This is a genomic window from Thalassospira sp. MCCC 1A01148 (assembly GCF_001613795.1).
In the GTDB taxonomy this organism is placed as follows: domain Bacteria; phylum Pseudomonadota; class Alphaproteobacteria; order Rhodospirillales; family Thalassospiraceae; genus Thalassospira.
Genome location: NZ_LPVZ01000019.1, coordinates 184,756 through 198,310 on the forward strand (window position 1 = coordinate 184,756; position 13,555 = coordinate 198,310).

The following is a 13,555-nucleotide window of genomic DNA, read 5'->3' on the forward strand; positions in this document are numbered from 1 at the left end:
GGACATCCCTTCCTTTCGAACCGAAAACAATGGGAGGACCGAAAGGAAGGGTCGTCCGGTCGTTATGGGATAACGACCGGATGCGGATATCCTTATTCTTCGATACCTTTGGTACCGCGACGCTTGAGATATGCTTCCCAATAGAAATCGTCAGCATTCTCGGCTGTTACGACGGCATATCCATTATCGATATAGGGAACCAGCATCGGGTTGCTGCCCGTACGCTTGTAGTCGTTCATCGGGTCGATCAGTTCTGGATGAGCCGCAAGGAACAGGGAAATGAAGCCCATATAACCCTGAATACCCTGGTTCGGGTTGATTGAACCAAAGACTTCGCCAGCCTTGATCATATCAAGAATTTTGGCATTCACGTCTGCCGTCATGACCTTGATGTCGGCTTTGGTCTCAATTGCCGCCTGTGCGGCACCAAGGGCACTGTTGGCCTCTGGCATAAAAACTGCACCCAAATTCGGATTGGCCTGATGCATGGTCAGAACCGCGTTATAGGCCTTGGTCGGATCCTGGTTTGATGCTGCACGTGCAACCAGCTTCATGTCCGGGTATTTTTCTTCCATTCGGTCGATAAAGGCCGCAACGCGACGGTCATGGTTGTCCTGACCCGGGTTTTCGAGAACAGCATATTCGCCTTTTCCGCCCATTGCCTCGGCGATTGCGTCCGCAGCAGCGGCACCTTCGCGATCATTGTTTGAGGTGATGTAGGCCGCACGCTTGGAATTTGGTGAATCTGCAGCAAAGGTCACAACTGCAATACCCTGTTCAACCGCACGGTTGATTGGCGCGATAAACGGGTCAGAGTTCATCGGGTGAACCATGATGCCGGCTGGCTGACGTGCCAGAACCTGTTCAAAGGTCGCGATTTGCTTGTTCACGTCATATTCCGGGGTACCGGTATAGACGGTATCACAGCCCATCTGTTGTGCGGCCTGCTTGAACATTTCGTAGACCGGGAACCAGTATTCAACGCCGCTGACCATGACGTTCATCGCGTAAAGCTCGCCGGGTTCACACTGGAATGCACTTTGTTTAGCTTCTTGCGCCATAGCCGAAGACGCCGTGAAAGTCAGAAAGGCAGCTGCTGCTGTTCCCAGCAGCATTGATTTGATTTTCATGTTATCCTCCCTAATGCGTAACCATTTCCGGGCTTTCCACGACACGGCTTGGTTCGCACGATGTTATTTATGGTAGATATTTCATTGATCGAAATATCTACCATTCATTTGGGTTGATCCCATTTTTGGAGTCAACATGAAATATATTTCAACCATTTGGTTTTCGCGCAAAGCGTTCAAAACCAATGGTTATCGCAGGAAAAGAAAATTTTGCTGATCATGTTCAGCCGCATTTTCGCCTGAAGGATTCGGGCTGAATCACGGCCTGAGTATCAGTTGACAACCATAAACATCGAAGCATCTCGCAACCGACGGAAGCGAAACTCTCCACATTCTGGCACTGGCCAACGGGAGTTGTGTCTTGGTTGGATTAATATCAGAAGTGAATAATCAGCCTGATACAACAAAACCCAACCATGAACTGGCTGGGTTTGGAAAAGTGATGGTGCCCCCGGGGAGAATCGAACTCCCACTCACTAAGTGAAACAGATTTTGAGTCTGCCGCGTCTACCAATTCCGCCACAGGGGCAGGCAATCCGGGTGCGTTGCGCACCCTCCATCAACGGGCGGGATAATAGCTGTAAATTTCGCCGGGTCAATGGGGCTTTGTGCAAAAATGCGTTGCGGTAAACACCGATAAACTGTGTCATTGCGATTGTTGGCAAAATGCGGTTTGATCTGATCCGTTTTCAAGGCCATGGGCCGTTCATCAAATACACAAAATCAAGACAAGGCACCATCGCCGTGATCCGCAGCCTTTATGACTGGACCATGAACCTTGCTGCCCATCGCCATGCTGGCTGGGCCCTGTTTTTCATTGCAGCGATCGAAAGCTCTGTCTTTCCGATCCCGCCAGACATTCTGCTGATCCCGATGATTATTGCGGCGCCCACGCGCGCCTGGCGCTATGCGTTGATCTGCCTTGTCGGGTCAGTGCTGGGTGGCTTGGTCGGCTATGGGATCGGATTCTTCCTGTTTGAAGCGGTTGGGCGTCCGGTGCTGGAGCTTTATGGCTATGCCGGGAAATTTGATCAATTCCGCGATTATTATAATGAATGGGGCGCCTGGGCGGTGTTTATCGCCGGTGTCACACCATTCCCCTATAAGGTGATCACCATCCTGTCTGGCGTCACCGCGCTTGATCCGACTGTTTTCACCATTGCATCGATCCTGGCGCGGGGATTGCGGTTCTTTGTTATTGCCGCGCTGATCTGGAAATTCGGCCCCGTCATCCGCGAATTTATCGAAAAGAGACTGGGCCTCGTTTTCACCATATTTATTGTGGTTCTTGTTGGTGGGTTTGCCGCACTCAAACTGATCCCGCATGGTTGACCCGATGCCAGATTCTTATGGAAGACGAAAAACGGATTTGTTGATGTTTAAATTGCTGCGCCCACGCTTTATCCCGGCCTTTCCGCCCGTCGCCCTGCTGTTGATTTCGGTGGGCAGCCTCGGCTTTGCGTTTTATGCCCAGTATGTGCAGAAGCTACTGCCCTGCGTACTGTGCCTGTATCAGCGTGTGCCGTTTTATGTGGTTGCCGGTCTTGCGGTAGTTGCCCTGCTTCTGATCCGCTTTCCTGGCGCCGCGCGGATGGTGGTTTATCTCTGCGCTGCAACGTTTGCAGTCGGAACGGCGATTGCGTTTTACCACGTCGGTGTTCAGGAACTGTGGTGGGAAGGGCCCGCCATGTGTGGCGGGGTTCAAAGCGGTGCGGCGTCGTTGGCGGACCTCAAGGCGCAGCTGATGGCGCAGCCAATCATCCGATGTGACAAGATCGACTGGACCCTGTTTGGCATCACCATGCCGACGGTGAATGTCTTCTTCTCGGCAGCACTGACTGTTTTCTGTTTGATTGCGCCGTCGCGCTGGATGAAAAAGTAACAGCAAACGACTTTGGCCGCGCCCAAGCAAATCTTTGGAAAACCCGCCTGACACGCAAGGCGGGTTTTTGCATTTCCAAGGCTCGCCTTTTACGCGAACAATTGCTCATAAATCTGACAATTCTTCGCATGATAATGAGAATTGTTATTGTTTGCAAAAAATTCCTGGTTATATTGAGAGCCATTCGCACCATAAGTTCCGACCGGACAAAGGACCCCATTGTCGTGAGCGCCATGGCATTCCATCCGCATATGACCAGCCACATCGAAGGGATTTCCCTTCTTGATGATTTACGGTTCCGTCGTTGGAACACCGCCATTTCCGATTTGTGGCATGTGGAATGTGAAGCAGAGGCCGGGGGAACCTATGTTTCGCAAGCACCACGTCTGGTGGCGATCCTTGATTGCGTGGGCGATGGGGGCATCAACGTCCGTTCCTCAGATGACGCGGCAGATCAGCGACGTCGCGGCAAAGGATGCCTGTCCTATATCCCGGCCGGGATGGAGGTCTCATCCGAGGTTTTCGGTGCATGTCGTCTGCGTCATCTTGATATTCATTTTGATATCGACGCGCTTGAAAACAGCATGGGTGTTCCGCTTGACCGCGTAAACTTGGAAACACCGCGCATCGGTTTTTGCGATCCACGCATCAATACGTTGGTCCGGTTGCTAGCCGACGACCTGCAAAGCGAACACCAAAGCCCGCAGATCTATGGCGAAGGCTTGATCAGCGCGCTGACCGCGGCCCTTCTGCAACCGCGCCAAGCCAATGAACCGCAACGCAAACGCGGCAAACTGGCTCCGTATCATCTGCGCAAGTCGGTCGACTATATTGAACAGAATTGCGGACGCACCATCCGCCTTGACGAACTGGCACAGTTGACCGGGCTCTCACAATCCTATTTCTGCTCAGCCTTTCGCGAAAGTACCGGTATGCCCCCGCAACAATGGCAGATGAAAGCCCGGGTGGAGCGCGCCAAATCCCTGCTTAAAGATGCCGATACACCGCTTGCCTCGGTCGCCCTTCGGGTCGGCTTTGCCGACCAGGCGCATTTGACCCGCGTGTTCCGCAAAATCGTTGGCACCACGCCGGGTGCCTGGCGCAAGGAACAGATCGCTTAACTTAAGCCAAAATCCGTTCAATACGCCGAAATCCGGTTCAATATTCCATCCCCTACCGCGTGATATCGAGTGGCCATCATCAAAGATGACCCGCCGGTTCCCGCCCGACAGGTCGTCATCAAAGACAACCGATACAGGGAATCCCAAATGCGCTTTACAGGACAGAAACTGTCTTCGACCCTTTTGCTGGGTACAGCACTGACAATGGTTTTTGCCGCACCCGATTTCGCACTGGCGCAGTCCGCAGACGACGCGATAGCAAGCGAAGGCGAAACCACCGAAGTCCTGATCATCGAAGGCGATGCTACTGCCGCCGATGCCGGTGACCCCACCCCGCCGGTCTATGCCGGTGGACAGGTTGCCACAGGCACCCGACTTGGTGCGTTTGGCAACAGTGACATCATGGATACACCGATTGCCGCCACCGGGTACACCAGCGAGCTGATCAAGAACCAGCAGGCACGCGATATTTCCGATGTGATGGATAACGATCCATCGGTGATCAACACCAACGGGTTTGGCACATTTGCCAACCGTTTCACCATTCGTGGCTACGACCTGACATCTGATGACGTTTCGATTGACGGCCTTTATGGAACGGCACCGCGCCAGTCCGTTGCCCTTGAAATGTTTGACCGCGTTGAAGTCATCAAGGGGGCTTCGGGCTTTTTGAATGGCATGGCGCCATCTTCTGGTGGATTGGGCGGCAACATCAACCTTGTTCCGAAACGGGCCGGTGATGACCCGGTAACCAGCTTCACGGGCAGTTATGGCGCAACCAGCGAAGTTGGCGGGCATTTTGATTTTGGCCGTCGCTTTGGTTCGGACGATCAGTTCGGGGTTCGCACCAACATCATGCATCGGGCGGGTGAAGCATCCATCGAGAATGAAGATCGTGAGACGTCGCTTGGTTCAATCGCGCTCGATTACCGCGGCGATGATACCCGGGTCACGTTCGATGCAGCGATTAACAAGCTGCGCGTTGAAGAAGGCCGCCCAACGGTTAGGGCGAACAACCTGACCTCAATACTTGATGCGCCGTCCGGTTCGCATAACTTTGCCGCCGCTGGCACTTATAGTGATCTTGAGGACAAGTTCGCACAGGTGCGCTTTGAGTATGACGCAACCGACAGCACGATGCTTTATACCGCCATTGGTGCGCATACCACTGACGAAGACAGTGATTTTTCATCCGTCACCTTAACCAGCACGGATGGATCGGGCGATTTTGGCAGGTTCGCGACCGTTTATGAACGCGAAGATGTCAGTGGTGTTGCTGGCATCCGTCAGGAGTTTGACACCGGACCGGTCAAGCACGAACTCAATGCCGGAACCACCGCAATGTGGCAGGAAGCAAGGACAAACTGGGATTTCGGCACATCTGTTGCCGGTAACATCTATAACAGCGGCCCATCCAACATCGTATTTGGCGACCCCGGGGACGCCAATCTCAGTTCACATACAATCCTGACAAGCTATTTCCTGGCCGATACGGTGAGCTTCTTTGATGACAACATCCACCTGACCGGTGGTGTTCGCCGTCAGAACGTCAAATCGCGTGGTTACGACAGACTTACCGGGGCCAAGAACTCCAACTATGACTCCTCGACCAACTCACCGATGCTCGGCTTCGTTGGCAATGTGACCGATCAGATCACGGTTTATGCCAACTATATCGAAGGTCTGGAGGCCGGAAAAACCGTGACCGAGGCAACCGCAACCAACCGAGGTGAAACGTTAGCACCGTACACGACCGAGCAAATGGAGGTCGGTGCGAAATTCGACTTCGGCACCTTTGGAGGCGGGATTGCCCTGTTCCAGGCTGAGAAACCGTCAGCGTTTCTTAATAGCAGCAACCTCTATACCACCGATGGTGAGCAGCGAAACCGTGGCCTTGAGCTGACAGCTTTTGGTGAACCGATTGTTGCCACCCGCATTCTGGGTGGCATCACCTTTATCGACGCCGAACTAACCAAAACCGAGAATGGCACCAATAACGGCAATACGGCACCGGGCGTTCCGGAATATCAGGCAACCCTTGGTGCGGAATATGATTTGCCGTTCCTTGATGGTGCGACAGTTGGTGGACGCCTGATCCATACGGCCGCGCAATACGTTAATACCGGCAACACGGTTGAAATCCCGTCCTGGACGCGATTTGACATGAGTGCACGCTACGTGACCGAGCTTTATGATTATCCGGTCACCTTCCGTGCAAATGTCGAAAACCTGACCAATAATGACTATTGGGAAACTGCCAGCACGGAAACCAGCTATATGACCGTCGGCAAGCCACTTACCGCGACATTCTCGCTTACGGCGGATTTCTGATCAGCTGAGGTTTCATGAGCCGAGAAGACCAAAAAAGAAAAACCGACGGAATGTTCCGTCGGTTTTTTTTGTTCTGGCATAGCGCGCTGTAACGCGATCAGAAATCGTATTCCAGTTCGGTATCCCAGTATAAAAAATCCCGCCAACTTTCATGAAGATAGTTTGGCGGGAAACGGCGTCCTGTGCTTTGCAGTTCGTGCATCGAGGGTTGTCCCGGCGTCCTGCGCAGTCGCAGGCCGGCCTCGCGCACCGATCGACTGCCCTTGTACAGGTTACAGTCAGAACAGGCCGTGACGATGTTTTCCCAGTTTGTACGACCACCCTTTGCGCGCGGAATGACATGATCAAAGGTCAGTTCATTGGTCGGCAGGCGGTCCCCGCAATACTGACAGGAAAATTCATCACGCAAGAAGACGTTAAACCGGGTAAAGGCCGGGCTGTTTTTAAGCGGGACATATTCCTTAAGCGAGATCACGCTGGGCAGGCGCATTTTAAAGGAAGGAGAGCGTACTTCGCGGTCGTATTCGGAAAGAACATCGACGCGTTCAAGAAAGACCGCCTTGAGCGTATCTTGCCAGGACCAAAGAGACAGAGGAAAATAGCTCAACGGCCGAAAATCGGCGTTAAGAACAAGTGCCGGACACGCATTGGGCGATAAATGCATATCATCCGCTCCACCGTGTTTACCGAGTCGCTTGCCTTATTTAGCAGGTCCGGGAATCGCTGTTGATGAACATATCATTACGTTTCACCAAACCGGGCGACGCGGCGACGTAAACCACTGATAGAGCAAAGTATAGAACAAATTACCAAAAGCGCAAAGCTCGTGTTCTGCCGAGTCGCGTTTCTTGGCGCAACATTCATACGCAGCCCTTGGATCCCTTGGGGAAAGCCGATACCGCGCAGCACAAAAAAAGCCGACTGAGCATAGCAGCCAACGTGAATTGCGCATCAAAACCAGTGCAATTATGCATGCCATGAAGCACAAAAAACGAAAGGCCCGCTAAAAAGCGAGCCTTCGTAAATTCTGTCTGTAAAGCAGAAGCCTGAATTAGGCAGCTTTTGCTTCAACAGCTTTGGCGACCTGGCGTTTGATTTTCACCAAATCTGCCGGCAGCTTTGCATTTGCAGTGCTGAGCAGATATGCATCCAGACCACCACGTTTTTCGATGGTGCGGACAGCATTGGTGGTCAGACGCAGACGCACCGAACGACCGAGCGACTCACTAAGCAGCGAGGTCGGCTGCAGGTTCGGGAGGAAACGACGTTTGGTACGATTGTGGGCGTGGCTCACATTCATGCCGACCAAAACGCCTTTGCCGGATACCGGGCAGCGACGTGCCATGACCTGATCTCCTGGTCTATAAATTCGCAAAAGGACGCTTGGCCTGAACATGCAGGCCCGCGCTTGGAGCCGGGTTATTACCGCCTCTGACCAATGCCGTCAAGCCTTCATCAAGCGAAAACCGCGACAAAAACGCTTATCAGAGCTGTTTTGGCGATAATCCGTGGTTTGGGTCGCATTTTACCCAACTCAACCGCACGGAATCTGCCCCCTGCCAAACCGGGGCGACAGTAACAAGGAGCTCAATTGCTGGCAATTGCATCATTTTGATCGCTCCCCTGCGTACCGATTCTCCGACGCTATTATGACTCTGTATATTTCCAGTGCCCGTCTTTATCGGTTCAGGCGGCTTGGTTCCAATCTGAACCCTTTATTGACACGGATCAAAACGCAGGCGCGTACAGCATGGTAAGTTCGACACCATGAGTTAAGAAATCCGTTTCGGGAGCATGACGGAACATGAAAACAGATAGCAAAGTTTCTCTGCCGCTTTTGGGCATTCTGCTGGTCGCTGTAATTGGCTTGGCGCTGTATCTTGCCGGGTACGTTCTGGCCGCGCTGGGCGTTCCTGTCGCATCCTTCTGGATTTACGTGGCCCTCGCACTTGTGCCGGTCAGCTTCCTTGTCTTGATTGATTTTAGTCGCTGATTCTGCCCCCCGTAGAACAGCACCTGTAACGGTCTGCCATTTGTCGTGGTGGGCCGTTCTTTTTTTCAGATTACGACTGGCGATCGCCCTGGTTGATCAGGTCGGTCTGCCAGTGGATATCATGACAGGGCATTTCGCCCGGACGGGCAAAGAAATAGCCCTGACAGGCATCGACCCCCATCGCCATGAGTTCGGCGCGCTGATAGCTGGTTTCGATCCCCTCGGCGATGACCTTTAGACCGAAACGATGCGCAATCAGGATCGCGGCCTCGATCACCACACGGGCATTTTCATCCATGGCAAGAATGAAAGACTTGTCGATCTTGACTGCATCTACATGAATTTCATGCAGGCGCGACAGGGAAGAGTACCCGGTTCCGAAATCATCGATAAAGATTTCAATGCCCATGGCGTGGAGCTGATCAAGCACGGTGGCGATCTGTGTCGTCTGGCGTTTTTCGAAAATTGACTCTGTGACTTCAAGCGCAAGTCGTTCCGCAGGCAGGCCCGTCTCTTTTAGAATGCGCGACACCATATCGGCAAAATTCGGCATTACGATCTGGCGTATCGAGACGTTAATCGCGATTTTCGTGGTCGCAGGGATTTCAGGATGATCCTGAAGAGCCTGACAGGCTTGGCGCATGCACCATTGCCCGATATCAACGATTAGCGCGCTTTCCTCGGCAATCGGGATAAATTCATCAGGCGACACCGGACCAAGGGTCTCGCTGTTCCACCGCAAGAGCGCCTCATATGCGGTAATTTCGCCCGTGACGGCATCAATGACCGGCTGATAATGGATATTGAACTCGTCAGCGCTCATGGCGCGACGCAGCGCCTGTGTCACACTTAGACGGCGTTCCTGTTCGGTCAGCAGCATTTTGTCATAGTTGTGCACACTGCCCCGTCCTGACCGCTTGACCTCTGCTGCGGCAAGGTCGGCCCAATGGATCAGTTCCGCTATCGACGGGTTGCGACCAGACGAAAAGGCAACGCCAGTGCTAAAACCGACATGAAGCGTATGACCGACGATATTGATCGGCTGGCTGACAGCCTGCTGCGCCAGCTCGACGGTGTCCTCGACCAGAGGATGAAGCTCATGATGGGGGGCTGCCAAAACGATAAGAAACTCGTCCCCGCCCCACCGGCCCAGTGCGTGCTGTTGACCAACACATTCACCAAGCCGCATGCTGACAGCACGCAGGACTTCGTCCCCGATCGCGTGGCTCAGGCCATCATTGATTTGCTTGAAGCGATCCAGATCTATGAACAGCACCGCGTAATCAAGCAATGGGTCTGATCTTTTTCTGTTTTCAAACCACGCGACAATCCCATCGCGATTATAGACCCCCGTCAGGGCATCATGTTCGACCAGGTCGCGCAGCTCTTCTGTGCGCTGCTCGACACGCGCTTCAAGCGTTGCATTCCAGTCTTCGGTAACGCGGTTCTTCTGCTTAAGGTCCTCGATCAGTTCCTGATTCTGGTGTTTCAGCACGAAGGATTTGAAAAGGACCGCGTGGTTATTGCGATGGGTCACCAGCATCACAAGCAGGAACACCAGCACCAGCGCAGCGAGGATGTAACTCGCATCCTCCATTACCATCAAGATCACTGCAGGCGGCAACAGCAACGCACAGAGATAAAGTCGCCCGACCAGAAACACCGGGGCGAGAATGCCGGTCGCACCACCAGCCATACCAGCGATGATGATCATGGTCAGGAACTGGCTTTCGCCACGTACGGTGGGAATTACGGTCAGTCCGACGACAGACCACAAAAGGCCTGTGAAAATTACGCCCGCCTGATAGCGAAACCGCCATTTCCGTAACAATGCATCCGATAATTCAGTGAAATTTTCACGGACCAGCCAATACAGATAGCCGCCCCAGAGGCGAAAGCCGCATACAACTGTCACGACCAGCAACCAGATTACCGTGCCCCGGGAAAGATCACCCCGTAACCAGAACATCACAACCAGACTGGCACTTGCGGCCAGATTGACCAGAACGTTCGCCCAATTGTTGCGATATGCCAAATCAAGCAAGTCGCGCCGAACCTTGCCAGTCAATTCTTCGTCGGCATGCAGTCCTATGCCCGGGTCGAGAACGCGTTTACCGATCCTCCTGACCAAGCCAGCGTTGTTTTCCATCTGGTCTTGCGCCTCTGACATCGTCGTACGATTAGAATATCCTATACGTAGGTACTAACACACGACAATGGGAATATGACAAAACTGCTATACTAGGCCGGGAAATCCCACAGGATAACTGCGATCAGAATTGACCCGCGCGTTTGATAACGTCCGCCGGGGATAGCCCCTCTTCACGCATTGATCGAAGCGTCTTGGACTTGTCGCGCTTTGCAAAGCGTTTGCCATCCGGGCCCGTCAGAAGCCCGTGGTGATGATATTCCGGGACGGCATAGCCCAGCAATTCCTGCAATAGCCTATGCAGATGGCTGGCAAAGAACAGGTCTTCGCCGCGCGTGACCAGTGTAATGCCCTGAAGGTCATCATCACAGGTGACCGAGATATGATAGCTGGTCGGTGTATCCTTGCGCGCCAGAACCACATCACCAAAGATTTCCGGGGTGGCGATCTGTTTGCCAGAAGCGCGGTCATACCATGTCAGCTCCTTGCCCACCCGTTTGATCGCAGCCCCCATATCAAGGCGGAGCGCGTAGCTTTGACCTGCCGCAATGCGTTCCTGGCGTTGCGTTGGCGAACACTGCCGACAGGTCCCGGGATAAAGCGCACCATCGGGCCCATGCGGCGCATTACCAATGCGCGCGATTTCGGCCTGAATGTCCTTGCGGGTGCAAAAGCACGGATAGAGCAATTCCATGTCTGACAAGCGATCAAGCACCGCCTGATAGTCGGCAAAGTGATCGGATTGCACCCGGACCGGCGTTTCCCATTCAAGGCCAAGCCAGGCAAGGTCTTCGTAAATCGCATCAAGATATTCCGGACGACACCGGGTCTGGTCGATATCTTCGATCCGCAAAAGAAAACGGCCATCCGGACCCGCCTGCCCCGCAGAAAACAGAGCAGAGGCCGCATGGCCGAGATGAAGATATCCGGTTGGGCTTGGTGCAAAGCGGGTGATGATACTCATCCTCAATCCACCTTTGCCCTTACCAGCGGTCGCGATCGCCTGTGGCGTGATCACGGGCCTGCGCATTGTCGGCAGGAACATGGCGCATCGGACGTTTTGGCTGACGTGCGCCTTGTTCGTCAAACAGATCGGACAATTCGCGCAGCATGGTACCGCCGAGTTCTTCCGGATCGTTGATCGTCACCGCACGACGGTAATAGCGCGTCACGTCATGGCCAATACCGATGGCCAGAAGTTCGACCGGCGATCTGGTTTCGATCCATTCGATCACTTCGCGCAAATGGCGTTCCAGATAGTTTCCTGAATTGACCGAAAGGGTCGAATCATCGACGGGCGCGCCATCGGAAATCACCATCATGATCCGGCGTTGTTCCGTGCGACCCAAAAGACGTTCATGCGCCCAAAGCAGCGCTTCGCCGTCGATATTTTCCTTAAGCAGCCCTTCGCGCAGCATCAGACCAAGGTTCTTGCGTGCCCGACGCCATGGCGTATCCGCAGCCTTGTAGATGATGTGACGCAGATCGTTCAGACGACCGGGTTTTGGCGGCTTGCCAGCCTCGACCCAGCTTTCGCGGGACTGGCCACCTTTCCACTGACGGGTGGTGAAACCAAGAATTTCGACCTTAACGCCACAACGTTCCAGCGTGCGCGCCAGGATATCCGCCGAAAGGGCCGCAATCGTGATCGGACGCCCGCGCATGGAGCCGGAGTTATCAATCAGAAGCGTCACCACAGTATCGCGGAAATCGGTATCCTGTTCCTGCTTGAACGACAGCGAGGTTGACGGGGTTGATACGATGCGGGCCAGTTTTGCGGCATCAAGAATGCCTTCTTCAAGGTCGAAGTCCCAGCCACGGTTCTGCTGGGCCATCAGGCGGCGTTGCAGGCGGTTGGCAAGTTTGGAAACCACGTTCTGAAGGTTTGCCAGCTGCTTATCAAGCATCGCGCGCAGGCGCGCCAGTTCAAGGTTTTCACACAGATCATCTGCGGTGACGACTTCGTCATATTCGCGCGTGAATGGCTCATAGCCGCGCTCGACCGGTTCGTTACGACCGTCGAATTCCGGTTGCTCGCCGGGACCCGCAGGCTTTTCTTCCTGCGACATGGCTTCAAGCTGCTGGTCGTCGATGTCGCCTTCGCCAGCTTCGGCTTCTTCGGAACCGGCATCTTGCTGATCATCACCACCATCAGGTTCGGAATCATCATTCTGGCCCTGCTGGCCGCCCTGACTTTCCATATCTTCCTGATCGGGATCGTTTTCGCCTTCTTTTTGCTCGTCATCCTCGCCTTCCTGTTCGGGCGGGGCATCGTCGAGGTCATCTTCAAGCGACAGGTGATCAAGCAGTTTGCGCATGCCGCGTGCGAAGGCGTCCTGATCGTCGACCATGTCTCGCAGATCAGTCAGGTCAGCACCAGCATTTTCTTCGATATGCGCACGCCACTGATCAATCAGCGGACCTGCAGATTCCGGGGCTTTTTCACCGGTAAAGATTTCACGCGCCAGCATCCCGATCGCATCGGCGAACGGGGCATCGTCGCGCGATGTCACACGGTGATAGTTCTTGGTATGGCAATCCTGTTCGGCATGTTCGCGCAGGTTCTTGCGCACACCGGGGAAATAACGCGATCCCACGGCTTCGACGCGTGCGGTTTCAAGCGCATCATAAACTGCCTGTGCCTCGGCCGTTTCGGGCATGCGCCTGGCGTGCAGGGCGGCATCATGATGGCGCATCTTAAGCGCCCAGCCATCGGCTACACCGCGCAGATCGGCGACCTCATCCTTTGGCATGGCCTGTTTGGGCATAGGCAAACGCACATGTTCGCCGTACCCGCCCGGACGCCCGCCTTTGACAAAGCCGACTTCCAGATCATTGCGCCCGGCAAGCGCACGAAACGTCGCTGCCGTGCCGCGCAAGAAGCCGGAAAGAGCCTCATCATTCTTCATTGCACTACTCGCTTGTGGAACCAGTTCGCCAATCTGCTTG

11 protein-coding genes and 1 tRNA gene are annotated in these 13,555 nt (G+C 54.1%); 5 read left to right on the forward strand and 7 right to left on the reverse strand.

Going from position 1 to position 13,555, the window contains the following annotated elements; all coding sequences use genetic code 11:
* Positions 1-92 precede the first annotated feature (92 nt).
* Positions 93-1,130 carry a substrate-binding domain-containing protein gene (locus AUQ43_RS08700; RefSeq protein ID WP_062955863.1) on the reverse strand — a complete coding sequence of 346 codons (1,038 nt, stop codon included), beginning with the start codon at positions 1,128-1,130 and terminating at the stop codon, positions 93-95.
* Between the two features lie 443 nt (positions 1,131-1,573).
* Positions 1,574-1,659 (reverse strand) — tRNA-Leu (locus AUQ43_RS08705).
* Positions 1,660-1,874: 215 nt separating this feature from the next.
* Here AUQ43_RS08705 and AUQ43_RS08710 point away from each other — a divergent pair.
* The 4 genes from AUQ43_RS08710 to AUQ43_RS08725 all read left to right on the forward strand — a co-directional run bounded on the left by AUQ43_RS08710 (position 1,875) and on the right by AUQ43_RS08725 (position 6,464).
* Positions 1,875-2,462: a YqaA family protein gene (locus tag AUQ43_RS08710; RefSeq protein WP_062956042.1), complete on the forward strand. Its 588-nt coding sequence runs from the start codon at positions 1,875-1,877 to the stop codon at positions 2,460-2,462.
* Positions 2,463-2,505: 43 nt separating this feature from the next.
* Entirely contained in the window at positions 2,506-3,012 is a 507-nt protein-coding gene (locus tag AUQ43_RS08715) for a disulfide bond formation protein B (protein ID WP_062956043.1), read from the forward strand.
* A 233-nt stretch (positions 3,013-3,245) separates the two neighbouring features.
* Positions 3,246-4,133, forward strand: coding sequence for an AraC family transcriptional regulator (locus tag AUQ43_RS08720; protein ID WP_062955864.1), 888 nt, complete (start codon positions 3,246-3,248; stop codon positions 4,131-4,133).
* Between the two features lie 147 nt (positions 4,134-4,280).
* Positions 4,281-6,464 (forward strand): TonB-dependent siderophore receptor, encoded by a 2,184-nt coding sequence (locus tag AUQ43_RS08725; RefSeq protein ID WP_147250456.1) that lies wholly within the window; start codon positions 4,281-4,283, stop codon positions 6,462-6,464.
* Positions 6,465-6,561: 97 nt separating this feature from the next.
* Here the strand turns inward: AUQ43_RS08725 and AUQ43_RS08730 are convergent, their stop codons facing one another.
* Positions 6,562-7,128 carry an HNH endonuclease gene (locus AUQ43_RS08730; protein ID WP_062955866.1) on the reverse strand — a complete coding sequence of 189 codons (567 nt, stop codon included), beginning with the start codon at positions 7,126-7,128 and terminating at the stop codon, positions 6,562-6,564.
* A gap of 387 nt (positions 7,129-7,515) precedes the next feature.
* Entirely contained in the window at positions 7,516-7,809 is a 294-nt protein-coding gene (rpmB, locus tag AUQ43_RS08735; RefSeq protein WP_008889909.1) for a 50S ribosomal protein L28, read from the reverse strand.
* Positions 7,810-8,268: 459 nt separating this feature from the next.
* Between rpmB and AUQ43_RS08740 the strand changes: the two genes are divergently transcribed.
* Positions 8,269-8,457: a hypothetical protein gene (locus AUQ43_RS08740; RefSeq protein WP_062955867.1), complete on the forward strand. Its 189-nt coding sequence runs from the start codon at positions 8,269-8,271 to the stop codon at positions 8,455-8,457.
* Between the two features lie 70 nt (positions 8,458-8,527).
* On the opposite strand, the gene AUQ43_RS08745 is transcribed toward AUQ43_RS08740, so the two are convergent.
* The 3 genes from AUQ43_RS08745 to cobT all read right to left on the reverse strand — a co-directional run bounded on the left by AUQ43_RS08745 (position 8,528) and on the right by cobT (position 13,515).
* A complete protein-coding gene (locus AUQ43_RS08745) occupies positions 8,528-10,606 on the reverse strand; it encodes a bifunctional diguanylate cyclase/phosphodiesterase (protein ID WP_232310637.1) in 2,079 nt (692 codons plus the stop codon).
* Between the two features lie 124 nt (positions 10,607-10,730).
* Positions 10,731-11,570 carry a tRNA glutamyl-Q(34) synthetase GluQRS gene (gluQRS, locus tag AUQ43_RS08750; protein ID WP_062955869.1) on the reverse strand — a complete coding sequence of 280 codons (840 nt, stop codon included), beginning with the start codon at positions 11,568-11,570 and terminating at the stop codon, positions 10,731-10,733.
* A 19-nt stretch (positions 11,571-11,589) separates the two neighbouring features.
* The gene (gene cobT / locus AUQ43_RS08755) at positions 11,590-13,515 is read right to left on the reverse strand and encodes a cobaltochelatase subunit CobT (RefSeq protein ID WP_062955870.1); all 1,926 of its coding nucleotides are present in this window, start codon (positions 13,513-13,515) and stop codon (positions 11,590-11,592) included.
* Between the last annotated feature and the right edge of the window lie 40 nt (positions 13,516-13,555).

What these genes read in the sequence shown, in the direction of transcription:
- AUQ43_RS08700 (WP_062955863.1), bottom strand. Translation starts at nt 1,130, where the DNA reads ATGAAAATCAAATCAATGCTGCTGGGAACAGCAGCAGCTGCCTTTCTG.
- AUQ43_RS08715 (WP_062956043.1), top strand. Translation starts at nt 2,506, where the DNA reads ATGTTTAAATTGCTGCGCCCACGCTTTATCCCGGCCTTTCCGCCCGTC.
- AUQ43_RS08720 (WP_062955864.1), top strand. Translation starts at nt 3,246, where the DNA reads ATGGCATTCCATCCGCATATGACCAGCCACATCGAAGGGATTTCCCTT.
- AUQ43_RS08725 (WP_147250456.1), top strand. Translation starts at nt 4,281, where the DNA reads ATGCGCTTTACAGGACAGAAACTGTCTTCGACCCTTTTGCTGGGTACA.
- AUQ43_RS08730 (WP_062955866.1), bottom strand. Translation starts at nt 7,128, where the DNA reads ATGCATTTATCGCCCAATGCGTGTCCGGCACTTGTTCTTAACGCCGAT.
- rpmB (WP_008889909.1), bottom strand. Translation starts at nt 7,809, where the DNA reads ATGGCACGTCGCTGCCCGGTATCCGGCAAAGGCGTTTTGGTCGGCATG.
- AUQ43_RS08740 (WP_062955867.1), top strand. Translation starts at nt 8,269, where the DNA reads ATGAAAACAGATAGCAAAGTTTCTCTGCCGCTTTTGGGCATTCTGCTG.
- AUQ43_RS08745 (WP_232310637.1), bottom strand. Translation starts at nt 10,606, where the DNA reads ATGGAAAACAACGCTGGCTTGGTCAGGAGGATCGGTAAACGCGTTCTC.
- gluQRS (WP_062955869.1), bottom strand. Translation starts at nt 11,570, where the DNA reads ATGAGTATCATCACCCGCTTTGCACCAAGCCCAACCGGATATCTTCAT.
- cobT (WP_062955870.1), bottom strand. Translation starts at nt 13,515, where the DNA reads ATGAAGAATGATGAGGCTCTTTCCGGCTTCTTGCGCGGCACGGCAGCG.